Origin of the sequence: Curtobacterium sp. LFS079, from assembly GCF_047977865.1 — a bacterium.
Taxonomy (GTDB): domain Bacteria; phylum Actinomycetota; class Actinomycetes; order Actinomycetales; family Micrococcaceae; genus Arthrobacter.
Window position 1 is genome coordinate 354,165 of record NZ_JBFPFO010000004.1, and the last position, 16,291, is coordinate 370,455.

At 64.9% G+C, this 16,291-nt stretch carries 19 protein-coding genes and 3 pseudogenes; 10 read left to right on the forward strand and 12 right to left on the reverse strand.

All coding sequences use genetic code 11. The features are described from left to right. Positions 1–8 precede the first annotated feature (8 nt). The 3 genes from ACNQPB_RS09910 to ACNQPB_RS09920 all read left to right on the forward strand — a co-directional run bounded on the left by ACNQPB_RS09910 (position 9) and on the right by ACNQPB_RS09920 (position 3,387). The gene (locus tag ACNQPB_RS09910) at positions 9–410 is read left to right on the forward strand and encodes a YidH family protein (protein ID WP_498751229.1); all 402 of its coding nucleotides are present in this window, start codon (positions 9–11) and stop codon (positions 408–410) included. 3 nt (positions 411–413) lie between these two features. Further along, positions 414–761, forward strand: a complete 348-nt coding sequence (locus tag ACNQPB_RS09915) for a DUF202 domain-containing protein (protein ID WP_498751231.1) — start codon at positions 414–416, stop codon at positions 759–761. 1,153 nt (positions 762–1,914) lie between these two features. Next, positions 1,915–3,387 carry a S8 family serine peptidase gene (locus ACNQPB_RS09920; protein ID WP_498751233.1) on the forward strand — a complete coding sequence of 491 codons (1,473 nt, stop codon included), beginning with the start codon at positions 1,915–1,917 and terminating at the stop codon, positions 3,385–3,387. Between the two features lie 105 nt (positions 3,388–3,492). Here the strand turns inward: ACNQPB_RS09920 and ACNQPB_RS09925 are convergent. Continuing rightward, positions 3,493–3,691 (reverse strand): annotated as a pseudogene (locus ACNQPB_RS09925) (hypothetical protein); the annotation flags it as partial. Positions 3,692–3,984: 293 nt separating this feature from the next. Between ACNQPB_RS09925 and ACNQPB_RS09930 the strand changes: the two are divergent. Further along, a complete protein-coding gene (locus ACNQPB_RS09930) occupies positions 3,985–4,815 on the forward strand; it encodes a universal stress protein (protein ID WP_498751235.1) in 831 nt (276 codons plus the stop codon). Between the two features lie 174 nt (positions 4,816–4,989). Here the strand turns inward: ACNQPB_RS09930 and ACNQPB_RS09935 are convergent. Together ACNQPB_RS09935 and ACNQPB_RS09940 are read right to left on the reverse strand one after the other, a co-directional pair. After that, positions 4,990–5,211 (reverse strand): annotated as a pseudogene (locus ACNQPB_RS09935) (pyridoxamine 5'-phosphate oxidase family protein); the annotation flags it as partial. Between the two features lie 81 nt (positions 5,212–5,292). Further along, positions 5,293–5,436 (reverse strand): annotated as a pseudogene (locus ACNQPB_RS09940) (pyridoxamine 5'-phosphate oxidase family protein); the annotation flags it as partial. A 299-nt stretch (positions 5,437–5,735) separates the two neighbouring features. Between ACNQPB_RS09940 and ACNQPB_RS09945 the strand changes: the two are divergent. Further along, complete coding sequence (locus tag ACNQPB_RS09945) at positions 5,736–7,328, forward strand: sensor histidine kinase (protein WP_498751237.1); 1,593 nt, start codon at positions 5,736–5,738, stop codon at positions 7,326–7,328. Between the two features lie 19 nt (positions 7,329–7,347). Here ACNQPB_RS09945 and ACNQPB_RS09950 read toward each other — a convergent pair whose 3' ends face one another. Beyond that, positions 7,348–8,022, reverse strand: a complete 675-nt coding sequence (locus ACNQPB_RS09950; RefSeq protein WP_498751239.1) for a response regulator — start codon at positions 8,020–8,022, stop codon at positions 7,348–7,350. Positions 8,023–8,273: 251 nt separating this feature from the next. Between ACNQPB_RS09950 and ACNQPB_RS09955 the strand changes: the two genes are divergently transcribed. From ACNQPB_RS09955 to ACNQPB_RS09970, 4 genes are all read left to right on the forward strand, one after another. Then, a complete protein-coding gene (locus ACNQPB_RS09955) occupies positions 8,274–8,636 on the forward strand; it encodes an SPW repeat protein (protein ID WP_498751241.1) in 363 nt (120 codons plus the stop codon). Positions 8,637–8,805: 169 nt separating this feature from the next. Next, entirely contained in the window at positions 8,806–8,925 is a 120-nt protein-coding gene (locus ACNQPB_RS09960) for an MBL fold metallo-hydrolase RNA specificity domain-containing protein (RefSeq protein WP_498751309.1), read from the forward strand. A 36-nt stretch (positions 8,926–8,961) separates the two neighbouring features. After that, complete coding sequence (locus ACNQPB_RS09965; RefSeq protein WP_498751243.1) at positions 8,962–9,282, forward strand: DUF3040 domain-containing protein; 321 nt, start codon at positions 8,962–8,964, stop codon at positions 9,280–9,282. Positions 9,283–9,341: 59 nt separating this feature from the next. Continuing rightward, positions 9,342–10,205, forward strand: coding sequence for a universal stress protein (locus ACNQPB_RS09970; RefSeq protein ID WP_498751244.1), 864 nt, complete (start codon positions 9,342–9,344; stop codon positions 10,203–10,205). A 120-nt stretch (positions 10,206–10,325) separates the two neighbouring features. On the opposite strand, the gene ACNQPB_RS09975 is transcribed toward ACNQPB_RS09970, so the two are convergent. The 3 genes from ACNQPB_RS09975 to ACNQPB_RS09985 form a co-directional block, all read right to left on the reverse strand. Further along, complete coding sequence (locus tag ACNQPB_RS09975; protein WP_498751246.1) at positions 10,326–10,835, reverse strand: universal stress protein; 510 nt, start codon at positions 10,833–10,835, stop codon at positions 10,326–10,328. After that, positions 10,781–11,050, reverse strand: a complete 270-nt coding sequence (locus ACNQPB_RS09980) for a universal stress protein (RefSeq protein WP_498751248.1) — start codon at positions 11,048–11,050, stop codon at positions 10,781–10,783. Before ACNQPB_RS09980 ends, ACNQPB_RS09975 begins: the two co-directional genes overlap by 55 nt. Positions 11,051–11,258: 208 nt before the next feature. Then, positions 11,259–11,879, reverse strand: a complete 621-nt coding sequence (locus tag ACNQPB_RS09985; protein WP_498751249.1) for a pyridoxamine 5'-phosphate oxidase family protein — start codon at positions 11,877–11,879, stop codon at positions 11,259–11,261. A gap of 25 nt (positions 11,880–11,904) precedes the next feature. Between ACNQPB_RS09985 and ACNQPB_RS09990 the strand changes: the two genes are divergently transcribed. After that, entirely contained in the window at positions 11,905–12,378 is a 474-nt protein-coding gene (locus tag ACNQPB_RS09990) for a DUF1003 domain-containing protein (protein WP_498751251.1), read from the forward strand. A gap of 6 nt (positions 12,379–12,384) precedes the next feature. Here ACNQPB_RS09990 and ACNQPB_RS09995 read toward each other — a convergent pair whose 3' ends face one another. The 5 genes from ACNQPB_RS09995 to ACNQPB_RS10015 are packed head-to-tail and all read right to left on the reverse strand — an operon-like array spanning position 12,385 to position 16,222. Beyond that, positions 12,385–12,708 carry a hypothetical protein gene (locus ACNQPB_RS09995; protein ID WP_498751253.1) on the reverse strand — a complete coding sequence of 108 codons (324 nt, stop codon included), beginning with the start codon at positions 12,706–12,708 and terminating at the stop codon, positions 12,385–12,387. Continuing rightward, positions 12,702–13,235, reverse strand: coding sequence for a P-type ATPase actuator domain-containing protein (locus ACNQPB_RS10000; protein WP_498751255.1), 534 nt, complete (start codon positions 13,233–13,235; stop codon positions 12,702–12,704). Before ACNQPB_RS10000 ends, ACNQPB_RS09995 begins: the two co-directional genes overlap by 7 nt. A 2-nt stretch (positions 13,236–13,237) precedes the next feature. Next, positions 13,238–13,534 (reverse strand): hypothetical protein, encoded by a 297-nt coding sequence (locus ACNQPB_RS10005; RefSeq protein ID WP_498751257.1) that lies wholly within the window; start codon positions 13,532–13,534, stop codon positions 13,238–13,240. Then, complete coding sequence (locus ACNQPB_RS10010) at positions 13,477–14,253, reverse strand: zinc-binding alcohol dehydrogenase family protein (protein WP_498751258.1); 777 nt, start codon at positions 14,251–14,253, stop codon at positions 13,477–13,479. Before ACNQPB_RS10010 ends, ACNQPB_RS10005 begins: the two co-directional genes overlap by 58 nt. Further along, positions 14,192–16,222 carry a heavy metal translocating P-type ATPase gene (locus ACNQPB_RS10015; protein WP_498751260.1) on the reverse strand — a complete coding sequence of 677 codons (2,031 nt, stop codon included), beginning with the start codon at positions 16,220–16,222 and terminating at the stop codon, positions 14,192–14,194. The genes ACNQPB_RS10010 and ACNQPB_RS10015 overlap by 62 nt, the downstream gene beginning before the upstream one ends. Between the last annotated feature and the right edge of the window lie 69 nt (positions 16,223–16,291).

A 16,291-nucleotide genomic window follows, 5' to 3' on the forward strand; every position in this document is an offset into this window, starting at 1 on the left:
GAGACCACATGGCAGAAGACCGCACAGCAGAGGCAAAAGGCGAACGCTGCGCATTCCCGGCCCGAATCCTGGGCGGCGGGGCCGAACCCGATCCCCGGTTCACCCTCGCCAACGAACGCACCTTCCTTGCATGGATCCGCACATCCTTGGCGTTGATTGCCGGCGGGATCGCGGTCGAAGCCTTCACGGCGGACCACTTCCTCCCCACGTTGCGCAAACCCATCGCGATAATCCTGCTTTCCCTGGGCCTCGTGATCGGCGCCGGATCCTTTTTCCGATGGCTCAATGTTGAACGCTCCATCCGGAATAGGAATCCGCTGCCGCTTCCACTCATCGCACCCGTCCTGGCCATCGGGGGCGCCCTCGTTGCCGGCACGATGGTCGTGTTTGTCGTTGTCGGGCAGGCCTGAAACATGCAGGGACAACCGGCCACGCCAACGCATGGCGACGCCGGGCTCCAGCCCGAACGCAGCGATCTCGCATGGCGCCGGACCGCCATGTCCCTGGTGGTTGCCGCATCCATCTTCCTACGCTGGATGCCCCACCACGGCTGGTTCGCCGGCACCCTTGTCGCGGCCGCCGTCGCCACCGCCGGGGCCATCAACCTCAGCCGCAAACACCGCTATCTTCGCGCCATCACAGGCATCAACCGGGAACACATCGCCCCGAACGCCGCATCGACAGCGAGCCTTGCGGCAAGCGTAGTCGTCCTCGCTGCCCTCAGTATCTATACAGTTCTGGTGGTACCGCTGGACCGGTAGAGGCCGTCCCTGCATCTGGAGTTTGACGCCCGGCAGCGTCCCAACATGCTCATGCCCGCACCGGCGAACGCTGAATGCCGCCTCAGGGAATCGCGGATGGAACGGGGGCCGACAGCGGTGGAGAAGACGGTCTCATCACCCCAGCGCGCACGGCAAACGAGCCAGCTCGGCAAGAAACGAGTCCGTCGACTACTATCCGGCACCCGGCACTGGGAGAGCCACAGCGGGCTCGTCGGCACGGATCCCGAAGAACTCGACGGCGGCGAACGGGCCAGGGCCACTAAACATGTACCCGAGGTGGGACTCGAATTGCATTCCAGGCCCTGAGAATCCGCCACTCCCCCGAAAACATGCCCAGTACCCTGTGTGTCAGTCCGGCCGATGTAAGGCGCAGTCCGGAGGTCAGAGTGTGGACAGTGTCCACAGCCGATTTCTACTCACCACGGCGTTCCAGCTCGGAATCAGGTCAGGGCAAGGCTACTTTCCGGGCCGCCCGACAGTCCACCCGGCCGGCTGGGCGGCCTGGCGCAAACCACACGCGGGCCACTCCCGGCGCTTGGATAAGCCCGCCCGACACAGACCCGGCACCGGCTCGGATCTTCGCCCGCGGCAGCCGTGATGCCGGGAGGCAGCTTTTGCGGGCATTGCCGCAGGATTTGTGCAGGATTTCCCTGATCCGGGCCCAACGGCACTCCTGTCTTGTTAATTTGGTATGGGCGAGCCAAATGAGCGGGATTCGCGGCTCGGGGTCACTCTTAACGTCGATCACGGCACGGACCGTCAAACTCACGCTGGAAAATCAATCTTTGGAAAGTCGATCCATGTCGGACAACACGAAATCGCCGCGGGCATACTGGCCACCGATGCCATTCTGTCCGCGGGAGCAGGCGCTGTGATGGCCGTAGCTCCTGCCACAGTCCATCAGCTCCGCTTCCGATGCCTCCTCGGTCGCAGCGCTGAAGAAGGCCGCGGCGCTGGCCAAGCAGCTCACTGCAGTCAGCTAGCCTGACCATCGCTTCCTTGTCCGCGGCCACGAGCCGGGGTCTTGGACTAGGAAGCCTCCGGCTAACCGCCCCTGCGCCGCTCAGGCCGGAAATGTGTATTCATCACGTTCTGCCGCTCCACCCGGGAGCGGACCATTGAAAGGTACATTGTGCGCTCCCTCTCCCGCAGTTTCGCCGCAACCGTCTTCGCAGCCATCTCGCTGGGCTCACTGGCACCGGCGGCCTCGGCAGTCCCAGCGACAGGTGCGTCCGAGCAGACTGCCCGCTACCTGGTCCGTTACGCCCCCGGAACTGATGTTGCCGCCGCAACAAAATCGCTGCGAAGCTCCGGAAAGACTGTGGGCCGCACATTTACGACGGCGGTGCGCGCCGCCGTGGTGACCACCACCCCGGCCCAGGCCAAGATGCTGGCCGGTTCCCACGACGTCGTGAGTGTTGAGCCGGACCTGCCGGTGAGGGCCACGGACACGCAGGCGAACGCGCCCTGGGGCCTGGACCGTGCCGACCAGCGCGCCCTTCCCCTCTCGACCACCTTTACTCCCCCGTCCACCGGTGCCGGGGTCAGCGCCTATGTCGTCGACACCGGTGTCCTGGCCTCCCACGCCGACTTCGGCGGCCGCGTCGCGGCTGGTTACTCCGCCATCGCCGACGGACGGGGCAGCTCCGACTGCAACGGGCACGGCACTCACGTGGCCGGAACCCTCGCCGGCAGCACCTACGGTGTCGCCAAGGGCGCCACAGTGATTCCGGTGCGCGTCCTGGGCTGTGACGGCAGCGGCTCCATGTCGGACGTGATCGCCGGACTGGACTGGGTGGCAGCGAACCACACCGCGGGCACCCCAGCCGTGGTCAACCTGAGCCTGGGCGGGGGCACCAGCTCCACCCTTGACGCAGCCTTGCAGAACGTCATCAACGACGGCGTCACCGCAACTGTCGCGGCCGGCAACTCCGCCGCCGATGCATGCGCCAGTTCCCCCGCACGGGTAGCGGCAGCCCTGACGGTGGCAGCCAGCGACTCGTCGGACCGGCAGGCCTCGTTCTCGAACTATGGAACCTGCGTGGACCTCTACGCCCCCGGCGTCGGCATCAACTCGGACTACTACACCTCCAGCACGGCCACCGCCACCATGTCCGGAACATCAATGGCGTCCCCGCATGTGGCAGGCGCGGCGGCCGTGCTGCTCGCCCGGACACCGTCGCTGACGCCCGCCCAGGTGGCGTCCGCGCTAAACACTTCCGCCACCGCCGGCGTCATTACCGGCGCCGCCCCCGGGACCCCCAACCGGCTCCTCTACGTGGGCGCCGTAACTGTTACCGACCCTGCACCGGCCGCCACCAAGCCTTCCGCGGCAACCAATGTCAAAGCAACCGCCGGAAGCTGGTCCGCAAAAGTGAGCTGGACCAAAGGCAGCGACGGCGGCTCTGCCCTGACCGGTCAAACGTTGACCGTCTACTCCGGCACTACCCGGATCGCCAGCTTCCAGATTTCCGCATCCGCCGGCAGCGCCACGATCACCGGGCTGCGCGCGGGCAGCTACTACTCCTTCAGCATCATCGAAACCAGCAAGCTCGGTAGCAGCCCCGAATCCGCCAAATCCAACACAGTCCGCATCCTTCGATAACATCACGGCCCCGTTCCTGACGAGGACAAACGAAAGGCTGATGCGGCCACGGGACGACGTCACGCCGACAAAGCCCTTCAGGAGCTCCCGTACGATGCGGGGCCGGAACGACGAACGCGTGCCGCGTCCGGGCGGTCGTGACCAGTCCAAAGCATTCGCCAGCGACACCCAGCCGGTGGCCGGACGGGTCATCTCCTGCCCCACATAGTGGACCGATGTGATCTCCCCCCGGCCAGGCCGCGGCGTACGGAGTCGCGGCCTCGTCGTAGCCGCCCGCCCAATCCCCCGGAAGCCCCCAACGGCCGCGTTCCCGAAAGACCGCCCTTGCGTCGCCGGTCCGACCCATTTGGTGTGAAGAAGCGCCCGATCTTGAGCATTGCATCCAGGGCTGGGCCATCCAACCCCGCAGGGTCTTTGACACTCGTCCCCCGATCCCAAGGCTCCCATTCCGGTCGGAACAGGCTGCTCAGGCCCTAGCCGCGTTCCGGCTCTTGCACGTCCCGGTACAGCCAGGCCTTCCGACCCTTGTCCCCTCTTCGATCGATGGGTGGAATAGGGACAACAGCCTCAATAGCACCGCGAAAGGTGGTCAGGGCCATGAATGCGCACCTCTTGCTGGGTATCAACGGTTCGCGCTCAGGCGTGGCGGCAGCCGACTGGGCAGGGCTTCGTGCCTGCTCATCCGGGCTTCGCCTGGATGTCGCCCACGTTAGCCCGCCGCGTTGGGCATTCCCTGAAGCACAGCAGTTTGATGCCGTATTCGAGCAGGGCCGGGTTCTCCTGGACACCGAAGCCACTCGCCTCCTCGAGAAATTTCCCACACTGGACCTGCACACCGTCCTCCGAGCCGGAGAGCCGGCGGAAGCCCTGACGGCACTCTCAACCGACGCTGAGATGGTTGTTGTCGGCACAGACAGGCGACCCGGCGACAAGGGTGAGGGATTCGGCGCCGTCAGTTTCCAGGTCGCCGTTCTTAGCCACTGCGCAGTGGCGATCATACCGGAGGTGCTGCCCGCGGATTCTGCCGGGGTCGCCGTAGGCGTGGACGGCTCCCCCGAATCATGGCTTGCTCTCGAACGGGCCGCATCTGAAGCGACGCGTTTCGGTGATGAGTTGACAGTGGTTCATGCGTGTGGTCCGGCGTCCCGGGGTTCGGCCGGTCCTGTTGATTCAACTGCCGGTCGTGAGCGCTTCGGCAAGGAGCTGCTGAGGGAAGCCCTTCTCCGGCTGGATGAGAGCGCACCGCTCTTGAGGCGGCATTCGGCGCTGGATCCGCGACGGCCAGGTGAAGCCCTCATTGAGGCTGCTGCCCGTGCGCGGCTGCTGATCATTGGATGCAGGGGCAAGGGTGGCATGCGGGTGCTGCTCGGCTCCGTTGCCCGTGATGTCCTGTTCAACGTCCGTTGTCCGGTGCTGGTGGCCCGTTAGCGTCACTGTTTGAACCGTTCCAGGCGCTCGTCGTTGAGGGAGGTTGTCCATATCCCGGGAGGCACTGTCCTGAAGCGGCGCCCGGTGATTGTGTCTGGAGTCAACCGCATAATAATAGGCCTTTTCCCCCGGCTCCCACGGCTCCAAGCGCAGCGAATCCACGCGGGCCTTCTCCGATCGGTCAAGGATGAACCGTGCCCGCGCGTGCACAACAACGCTCCAGGCCTTCCCGGAAAGCGCGCTGTACCCGTCGACCTCCAACGCGCAGGTCTCCGCGAGGCTGGCCCAGAACTTGGAACCCATCGCCGTGCGGAAGACGATGCTGCCGTCGTCGAGCACGTAGTTGACCGGAAATACTTCCGGTCTGCCTTCCAGGATCACAGCGAGTCTCCCCACGGCTGTCTTGCCGAGAAGGTTCCAGCATTGATCAGCCGTGAGTCGCTCAGTCGAGGAGGCTGGGGAACATTCATGATGGTGTTACTCAAAGCGGGCGCGGCTTGCGCCATCCAAGGGGGTCCACCAGGTGAGAGGCGGGGTGACTTTGAACCGGCGGCTGGTGACGGCCCCCGGGACAACGCGGACGAAATGATCCTTGCGGCCTGCCTGCCAAGGGAAGAGCAGTCGCCGCAGAGCCCAGCACTCGTCAGAGGCAAGGACTTCGGTTTCGGGCGTTGACGGTTCTCTAGTCATGCCGTCAAGTTGCGCTGGACTGTGCCCATCCGAACAGGGCCCAAAGACCCGTGGGCTTCCCCTTTGAGCCAGGATCTGGATGAATGATAGATGCTGGTGAGGAAGCTGTTGGTGACACTCGGTGTGAGGTTGTGATGGACGGGACGACGCCAAATCCTGGAATCAGGATCGAAGACCTGCTCAAGGATTTCCTGTCCCGGGCAGGAGATCTCCTGCATGCACAGGAGCATATGAGGGGTTTGTTGGAAGCCGTGGTCTCGGTCGCCGAAGATCTCAGCCTCGAGGCAGTGCTGGACCGTGTGGTGAGGTCCGCTTGCAATCTTCTGCACGCCCGTTACGGCGCACTCGGAGTCATCGGCGAGGACCAGTCACTCAGCCACTTCGTGACAGTAGGCATCGACGCACAACTCGCCCACAGCATCGGGCCCCTTCCCACCGGCCACGGCGTGCTGGGATTGCTGATCACGGACCCGAAACCCCTGCGGCTGCATGATCTTCGTGAGCACCCGAAATCCTATGGATTCCCCGCCCATCACCCTCCCATGAAGTCCTTCCTCGGCGTGCCGATCAGGGTACGGGACGCCGTCTTCGGGAACCTCTACCTCACGGAGAAGGAAGACGAAGGCGACTTCACGCCCGAAGACGAGGACCTGGCCATCGCATTGGCGGCCGCTGCCGGTGTGGCAATCGAAAACGCGCGACTCTACGAAGACTCGCGCCGCAGGGCATCTTGGCTGGAAGCGTGCATGGACGTCACCGGCAGGATGTTCGAAGGCGACGACGTCGAGTCACCAGTCGGTTCGGCGATGAACCTGATAGCCGAACGTGCCCTCCGGGAATCGGGCTCGCGGCTGGCGCTGCTCCTTGTCCCGACGGAGGGAGGCGCCTCATACCAAGTGGCGGGCGCCGCCGGGGAACACGCGGAGGACTTCTCCGAGCGGACCGTAGGCGCGGATTCGCCAACCATCAGAGAGGTGGTGCACACCGGAACAGCGGCGACGACCGGGGATCCTGAAACCGTCCTCGGGCCCATCGACGGATTGAGCTCACGCAGGCTCGTGGTCTTCGACATGAGCGCCCAGGGTGCCCACCACGGATTGTTGATCCTGCTTCGCTCCGGCGAGGGACCGTACTCCAAGACAGATGTCGAAATGGGGTCCGTCTTCGGTTCCCACGTCGCTTTGGCCCTCGAACTGGACCGTATCCGCCGGCTCAGGGAGCAATTGGTCGTCTTCACTGACCGCGACCGGATCGCCAGGGACCTTCACGACGTCGTAATCCAACGGTTGTTCGCGGCCGGCCTGAGCATACAAAGCCTGCGGCGGTTCGTTGACGGCGCACCCGCTCTTGAGCGAATTGATTCCGTAACCGCCGAACTGGACGAAACCATCCGCGACCTGCGGAACACCATCTACTCCTTACGGGCCAGCGAAGGGGAATCCGGGTTACTCAGCTCCCGGATCCTGCAAGCGGTCCGCAAAGCCTCAAAGTCCCTGCCTTTCGCGCCACGACTGGTGCTGACCGGCGGGATTGACGCCGTCGTCACGAACGGCGTGGCAGGCAACCTCCTGGCAGTGATTTCCGAGAGCCTCAGCAATGCGGTGCGTCACGCTGACGCCAAGGAAATCGCAGTAACGGTGGCCGCTGACGACGGCACGCTGACCCTGACTGTCCGGGACGACGGCCGCGGATTCAGGGACCCCCTGCCAGGCAACGGCTTGGCGAACATACGACGGCGCGCGGCAGACCTGGACGGAAAATGCACGATCGAGAGCACACCTGGCGAGGGAACAACTCTCGTATGGTCAGTCCCGGTCAGGTGAGCGTTCTCAGTGATTGACCTCAGCCAGCTGCATCAGGCGGCTGCACCATGTATACCGCCGCTTGGGTCCGCCGTTCGAAGCCAAGCTTGGCCAGCATTGATGACACATAGTTCTTGACCGTCTTTTCGGCGAGCGCCATCTGCACGCCGATCTGACGGTTCGTCATGCCCTTCCCCACAAGCTCCAGCACTCGGCGTTCCTGCGGAGTCAGGGAAGCGACCCGAGGATCCATTCTTGGGGGCTCGGTGAGGCCCTGGACGATCCTCGCCTTGACCGCTGCATCGAACAAGGATTCTCCGTTGGCCGCGCGGCGTAGGGCGCCCAGCAGATCCGTCCCGCCGATTTCCTTCAAGACGTAACCCGCGGCACCGGCAAGAACCGCGCCACGCAAGGCCTGCTCATCGTCGTAGCTGGTGAGTATAAGGCAGTTCAGCGAAGGATCAACCGAACGCACGTCCCTGCAAACTTCGATTCCTGTACCGTCCGGAAGCCGGGCATCCAAGACCGCCACATCGGGATGCAGGGCGGGAATCCGGCGGGCGGCTTCCTCGGCTGAGCCGGACATGCCCACCACCTCGAAGCCTTCGCCTTCCAGGATCTCCTGGAGTCCCCTGCGGACAAGCTCATGGTCGTCGAGGATATAGACCCGGATCGGCCTCTCTCCAGCACCGAAGGCACGATCCTCTCTTTCCACGTGTTCCACGCTTTTCCTGTCATTGGCCCGGCTGCGGCTCCTGCACTTCTATCTGCCGCGGCTATTCATTGTTCATGAACCGGGGCGACCTTAACAAGGGTCGAAGGACCCACCCCGTCCATGACTTTCGGCCCTGTTCCGGACGATCCATGGCGACCAATCTTGGAAATGGACAGACACGCACGGTACTGGGCCGCAAGCCGTCATCCGCCATCGATCAAGAACTGTGAATAGAAGGAGCATGATCCCTCATGAAGAAATGGACACGTTGGCAGGACTGGACTGTCATCGCTGCTGGTACCTATGCGGCCCTGTCAGTGTTGTGGACCACCCAAACCGGCTCGTCCACTGCGTTGATGGTGATGCTTGGGGCCCTGCTCGTCGTCAGCGGCGCCACGAACCTGGCCTGGCCCGGCCTTCCCGCGGCCGAATGGGCCCAGGCAGTCATCGCCGTGGTCCTCCTGGTATCCCCCTGGCTTGGAGGCTTCCAGGACGCCATGGGCGCGGCATGGAGCGCCTGGATCCCTGGCGCAGTGGCTCTGATCGTGACCGCCTTGGCGATCAGACCCAGCACCGAGGATTACCGGCATCACCACATGATGACCGCCCCGTGATCCACTGACGGCACACCGGTGTCCTGCCCGGCAGGACACTTGCCGACCGGAGGAAGTGACAGCATGAAGGATAAACCCGTACAACTGCGGTTCTTCGGCGCGACCGATACCGTGACGGGGTCGCGCTTCTTCTTGGAGGCCGGCGGGACAAGGATCCTGAATGACTTAGATCACCCACGGCGAACCGGAGGCCTCCGACGCGCTGCGCGTGCGCATCAAGCGCGAACTCGGGTGGAACGCCAGGGTCCCTGAATATCTCGAAGGGATCCTCCTGGACGATCCGCGCTGATTTCATCCACGTCACGCCACGGCAAAGGAGCCAATGATGGCACACTCGGAATACGAAAAGGCAACGCTTGAACAGATCGGCCGGGATCTCGGCCAGGACTACCCAAGGCTCGCCGCAAAGCTCGGCCCGGCGCCCCTTCGTCCGATGTACCGGACCCATGCCCGGCTCGGGCTCTTCACAGCCGTCGTCGGCACCCTGGTTCTGTGGGCTGCCCTGGCAGTGCAGGCATTGCCGCTTGGGGTTCTCGGGTTCATCTTGATGGGGACGGGAACCTATCTGGCGACCATACGGATCGTGGCGCCGCCATTTCTGCGCCGCAACTCTCCTCGGCCCGGCAGCCAGGCCGGCATGCCATGAGCGGGTACATCCACCGAAACCGGGCGCAGGCGCCGGGCCGAATAGAACAGGAGAGCACAATGAAGAATCCGATTGTTGTCGGAGTCAATGACACGGCGTCCAGCCAGGCAGGGGTGATCTGGGCCACGCGCCGGGCGGCTGCCCTCAAACTTCCCGTACTGCTTATCCACGCGGTTGATGACCGCTGGACTTCAGACACGTTCGTCTATGGCGAAGAACTCCGGAAATACGCAACGGAAATACTGCACAAAGCCAAGTCCATCGCATTAGAAACCGAACCCTCGGTAAAGGTGCGGACCATTGTAGCTTCCGGCAGCACGGGCGCAATCCTGCGGAAGCATTCAAGAACAGCCGAGATGGTGGTCATCGGCTCGGGCCATGCCTGGCCCGGAGGCCCGGTGACCGACCGGGCGCTGCAGATCGCCGCCGTGGCCCACTGCCAGGTCGCCGTCGTCGGCGAAAACGGCGGCGACGGCGACGGGATCCTGGTTGGCGCGGATGGGTCCGAGGAATCAACCCAGGCTGTGGCATTCGCTGCCGCCGAAGCGGACCGGACAGGACAACAACCGTTGACCGTTCTTCATGCCTTCCACCTGCCACCACCACAGTTCCAGCGCGGAATTCCCGAGGGAAACTTTGCCGAGCTGGTGGCCGAGGAGGAGCGGGTAGTCCTGGCCGAAACTGTCGCCGGCCTCGCCGAAGAGTATCCCGACCTGACAGTCAAGCAGGTGCTCGTCACCGACCGGGAACCCGCGAAAGCGCTGCTGGACGCGGCCCGCGGAACCAAGTTACTGGTGCTGGGCAGCAGGGGCAGGGGCGCCTTCAAGCGCCTCCTCCTCGGATCGACCGCGCACGCTGTGCTCGCCCAGCTGCCCTGCCCCACGATCATCACCCGGGTCCGCCGGGGCAAGGACACGAAGTAGCGCTCCGGCTGTGGATTCCTTGCGGGTTCTTCGCCAACAGTCAGGTGTTCGTTGCCCATGTGACGTCCTGGGTTGCACGTTCGAGCTGTGATCCGGGCTTTGCGCCGGACAGGCGCTGCATTAAAACTCTGGGCCCCGCACGATCACGACCGGACAAGCGGCATGGTGCAGTACGGCATGTGCTGTGGAGCCCAGGACTTGGCGGCCGTGCTCTTTGGCCCGTCCACCGACGACCACCAGCCGGGCGTCCCGGCTCAGTTCCAGGAGGCCGCCGGCCCGTGACGAGCCGACCGCTTGACGGGTTTCGACGGCCCGATCCGGCGAGAGATCCCGGACCAGCCGTTCGGCCTCATCCAGCAGTTCCTTAGCCGCCTCGGATTGGTCGTACCCGCCGGCGGCGCCGTGGTCCTGCGAGCCATGCATTTCCCGGGTTCCGTGCTTTTCCCGGACGTGGACGAGGCGCATCGGCGCGTGGTCCGCTGAGGCCAGTGCGCACGCAAACCGAACCACCGGGTCCCAGCCTTTGTTGCCGAGCCCGACAACGAGTGGACCCCCCGGATGCTCTACGGGCCTGATCACGGCAACCGGGCATTCGGCCGTCGTGGCCAGGTCAAGGCTGACGGAACCCACCAGCAGCTCCAGAAAACCGCCAAGGCCGCGCGCCGTAAGCCGCTGTCCGCGATCCCAGGCACAGGCCCAAGGTCATGGGTGAAAGCCGGCCACACTGAGCTGTGGACAAGTTGAAGTCTGGCCCGGCGATTGGCCGCCTGACGAGCCGCCCAGCGGACCGCGCCGGCGGCTTCGGGAGAGCCGTCATAGGCGGCGACAATACGCTCGGCGTCCACGCTCAGTCACTCCAAGGCGTTGTGCTTCCCGAAGGGCAGCGACAGATCCTTCGGAACCATCCACACCGACAACGATTTCACCCATCTTTCCTCCTCAACGTCGGGCGTGCTTTTCTAGATGAACCGCAGGTCAGGCAGCCTGCCAAGTCCTCCCCGCCCGGCATGGCATTAGGTCCCCTGCCGGGACGGTCGTGAACGCGGCCGCCCGTCAGCCCCGTACTGGTTCTTCCCCAAGCTCGAAATGACGGCCGTGGATGCGGCTCGGGGCGACTTCCACGTAGGTGTACTTCCTGGTCGGAATCCACGGTGCCAGCGGAAGCTTGTCGGCTCTCTCGATCTCGCGCTGCGATTCCACGATCCTTGCCGTGCCCTCGACCACAACACTCCAGGCTTCGTTCTCCAGGACTTCGTCGACTTCAAAGGCCACGTGCTCATTCACTGTCAGGCTCGCAAGCTTGGTCCCGGGGTTCGTCCGCATGAGGAGGACGCCATCATGCGCGAGGTAGTTGATGGGGTAGATGTCCGGCCTGCCCGCAACACAAGTCGCAAGCCGCCCAAACCCGCATCGCTTAAGTACGTCCCACGACTGTTCATCGGACAGCACAGTTCCTGGACGCTCGTCGGTTTCCATCGCTTGACCTCCCGTTTGACAGGCGTCCTGATTGAGTGCGGTAGACGGACGCCATTCCATAGTGCAATTTTTCAACCGAAGTCCTGCCGGCAATAGGGTCGGAAGACTCAAGATGATGCCCTTCACACCCGCCGTACCCGTTACAGCCGGGGCCGCCTCCCACGGAACCGGAATCCCCCCGCCCTTCTTGGTGCGCATCGGGCGAGGAGCCTACCCTTGCCCTATGAATGAACAACGAGCCGGCGCCAGCGATGCTCCGGTGCAGCAAAGCACCTGGCACAGCCGGCACAAAGCCGGCCTCAGCCTCGGCCAACGCGCAGCCGACGTCATCCGGAACGGGATGGGAAGCTGGCCATTCGTGGGGATCTTCATCCTGATCACGGCGGCTTGGGCACTCGTTAATTCCGTCGCATTTGCAGCTCATGCCTGGGACCCGTATCCCTACATCCTGTTGAATCTGTTCCTCTCCATGCTGGCGGGACTGCAAGGTGCCATCCTCCTGATAGCTGCCAAACGCCAGGATGCGATAGCCGCAGCGATGGCCCAACACGACTACGACACCGACCTCCGTGCCAAGGAGGAGATCGAGCAGTTGATGGCCGTCAACCGCCAACAGCTTGAGATACTCCATGAGCTACAAAAGCTCTCCCGCATGCGGGGCGGTGGGACGCGGGACGAGGGAATTTCCGGATCATGATGAACATCAACCCGGTTGCGTCCCCTTCCGTGCGGTTGCTGTCGGTTTCCCGGCAGTTGCGGTCGTGCGGTCCACGGAGCTTCGGGCCGAGGCCTTGGCCAGGATCCCCACGGCCGTAACTCCAAGGACACTCGCTGTGAAGGTAACCGCCAGCAGCGACGGTGCCAGCCATTCCAGGGCAAGAAATTCCTGGAAGAACGGCAAAGCCAATGCAAGGACGAAAGCCGGACTCGGCTTCCTCTTGACCTTCGCGGCCAACGCCGCGATCCGCACCAGGCGGGTGTCACTGCCCGTGGCCGCGACGACGCCCTCGGCATCGCCCTTCACCACGAACGTTCCACCTGTGCCGGGTCCGCCGGCCTCTTTCCGGACCGTTCACTTTCGCCCGTGAGCATCGATTCGTCCACAGAACAGCCCGACGCCGAAGCCAGCGTGAGGTTTGCCGGAATCCTGTCGCCCGCCGCCAGGAGCACTACGTCTCCTGGAGCCAGTTCGCTGGCGGGCACGCTGACCGGCCGGCCGTCGCGCCGGACCAGTGCCTGCGCCGGCAACAGCGCCCACAGTTTCGCCGCAGCGTGCTCTGCACGCTCTTCCTGGATGTACGCGAAGATTCCATTGATGATCACCACCGCGATGATGGCGATGGCCAGCTGCGGAAGCGCGGCGACGAAGGCCATGCCTGCGGCAGCCCAGAGCAGCAACGCGAAGAAATGCACGAACTCCGCCAGCAGCCGCTGCCAGGCGGGGATCCGCGCAGTGTCCGGAAGCACGTTTGGTCCGTGGACTTTCAGGAGCCTTCCCGCTTCCTCCGAGGTCAGGCCACCCGAAGCCTGGGATGTCGGTGCGGCGCCCGCCATGGTCAGGGTTCCTCAGAACGGGCCACCCGCAGGACCGCGGCGCCGGTGATCCTGTCCCGGGACAGGTCCTGCAACGCCCGGCTCGCTTCGGCCAAAGGGTAGACCGTGGTGGTCGGCCGCAAGGGGATCCGGGCGGCGATGTCCATGAATTCGCAGCCGTCCTGCCGGGTGTTCGCTGTGACGCTGGTGAGCCGGCGTTCCTGGAAGAGGTCCTCGGCGTAGTGCAGCGGCGGTATGTCCGTCAGGTGGATTCCGGCGATGGCCAGCGTTCCGCCGCGGTCCAACGCGCGCAGCGCCACGGGAACGAGTTCGCCGGCGGGAGCGAACAGGATCGCGGCATCCAGCGGCTTGGGCGGTTGTTCCCGGGCATCGCCCGCGAACACCGCCCCAAGTCCAATGCCAGGCGTCGGGCCTCCTCGGAGCGCGTCATCACGTAGACTTCGGCACCTTCGTACAGGGCGATCTGCGCCGCCAAGTGTGCCGAGCCGCCAAAACCGTAGATTCCCAGCCTGCCGCCTTCCGGCAAGGCGGTCCGGCGAAGTGCCCGGTATCCGATGATCCCGGCGCACAGCAGCGGGGCGGCCTGTTCGTCGGAGAAGGCCTCCGGAATGGCGTACGCGAAATCCTCGTCGACCACCATTAGCTCGGCGTATCCGCCGTCCGCGTCCCACCCGTTGAACCGCGGCGTGAGGCACAGGTTTTCCCTGCCGGAAGCGCAGAAGCGGCAACTGCCGCATGTTCCGCCGAGCCAGGCCGCCCCCACCCGGTCTCCCGGCCTGAACCTCTTGCAGCCCTCGCCCAGCCCTGCCACCACGCCCACCACCTCATGGCCAGGGATGACGGAGCGGGATTTCGGCGGAAGGTCTCCCTCGGCCAGATGCAGGTCGGTCCGGCACACCCCGCACACCAGGACCTTCAGCAGGATCTGGCCGGGCCCGGCGACGGGATCCGGCCGCTCACCGCCCCTGAGCGGGTGGCTCGCGATCGTTCCCGGATCCTCCACCCACCATGCGCGCATGTGCCCTCCCTGATACGGAGGCCCATTGGCGACCATGACGGGCCTGCCCCTTCCCAGATTGTGTGAGGAACCTCCCGGGCGACAGGGCCGAAAGGCCCGCCTCCGGGGCGCGGGCCCGCAAGGCCCGCAGGGCGTTAAGGATAGTTGCCAGGTCCACAAACTCCTGCAGCAAGGCCCCAGCTACCACGGGAATTCCTCCGTAGGCCGCGATGCACATCAGGACGACGGACACCAACATGCCCGCGAAAATGCTCTGCTTGGCAATGCTGAGGGTCCGTTTGCCGATCCCGACGGCGAGGGCGCAGCGCGCGAGATCGTCGAGCATGATGACCACGTCGGCGGACTCGCTGGCAGCGGTAGAGCCTTTGGCACCCATGGCGATACCGACGTCGGCGGCCGCCAGCACGGGAGCGTCGTTGACGCCGTCCCCCACCATCATGACCGGCCGCAGGGACAGCGCCGCGACAGCTTCGACCTTTTCCGCGGGCAGGCAGTCCGCGTGGAGACTCGTGATCCCAAGCTCAGCTGCAACGTGCCGGGCGGTGGAGGACACATCGCCGGTGAGCATCACCGTGTGCCGCACGCCCAGCCGGCGCAGCATTGCCAGGGTCTCTACGGCCTCGCTCCGGACCGGATCGGACATCACCAGCGAGCCGGCATACCTGCCGTCCACGCCCACGTGTATCCCCAACTGCCCGGCCGCCAGCTGCGGAGGGTCGAAACCTGTCGTTACCGAGCGGACAAAGCCGGGCTTGCCGACGACGACGGACTGCCCGCCGCAGCGGGCCGCGACACCTTCGGTGGCGTGCTCCGAGGCATCGCTGGCCGCAAGGAGCGGGATGTTCCGTGCGCGGGCGGCCTCGATGACGGACTTGGCGAGTACGTGGCTGGAGTATTGCTCCGCGGAGGCAGCCAACTGCAGCAGTCTGTCCCCGCTCATGTCCGGGGCATCCACGGCCACCATCACACCGTGCAGGGTCGGCCGCCCCGCGGTCAGGGTTCCGGTCTTGTCAAAGACGGCGGACCGCACATTGGCGAGTGTCTCCAGGGTCCCGCCGGTCTTGACGATGATGCCTGCGGCCGCGGCCCGGCTCATCCCGGCCAGAAAGGCCACCGGAGCGGCGATCAACAGCGGGCACGGCGTGGCGAGGACCAGGACCTGGGCGAACCGGTCCGGATCACCGCTGAGATACCAGGCGAGTCCGGCCAGCACGAACGAACCAGCGGTGAACGGAACGGCATAGCGGTCCGCGAGCCTCACCACCGGAGCCCGGCTGGCGGATGCTTCACGCACCAAAGCAACGATCCGGCTGTATTGGGAATCCGCCGCCGTCGCGCCTGCCCTGATGCGGACCGCCTGGTCACCGTTAACGGAACCGCTGAGGATCCGGTCACCGGCCAGGTGCTCGACCGGCAGGCTCTCACCGGTCAACATCGACTCGTCGAAGACCCCGGCCGTACTGAGCAACTCGCCATCGACCGGAATGACTTCGGAAGGTTTGACCAGGAGCACATCGTCCGGCGCAACCTCACCGACCGGCACATCCATCAGGGCAGGGCCGGGCAGTTCCCGGTGAGCTGTCCGCGGCGCGCGGTCCATCAGGGCCGTCAGCTCCCGCGCAGCGCGACCCTGGGCAAAGTCTTCAAGTGCGATGCCGCCGGAGAGCATCAGGACGATGATCAGGGAGGCAATGTACTCCCCGACCAGCACGGTGCTGACGATCGCCGCAACTGCCAGGAGATCGATGCCCCAACGGCCATGCACAAACTGCCGGACCATCGCGATGGACCGCACGACCGCCGCGGCCAGGGAAAAGGCGCTGGCGAGCCAAGCCGCAGCGGCCGGCTGCCCCGCGGCAAAGAGCACGGCAACGATCGCGCCGGCACCCAAGGTAGCGGCAACCGCCGGATAACGCCTGAGCAGAGTCAAGGTCCCGCGAACGGTCCGGTCGCCTGGAAAGGACCTCATCCCCTCACGCTACAAGGCCCGGGCACGGGCGTTCAGAGGCTAAAGACCCAAGCTGGAGTGCCTTGAAAG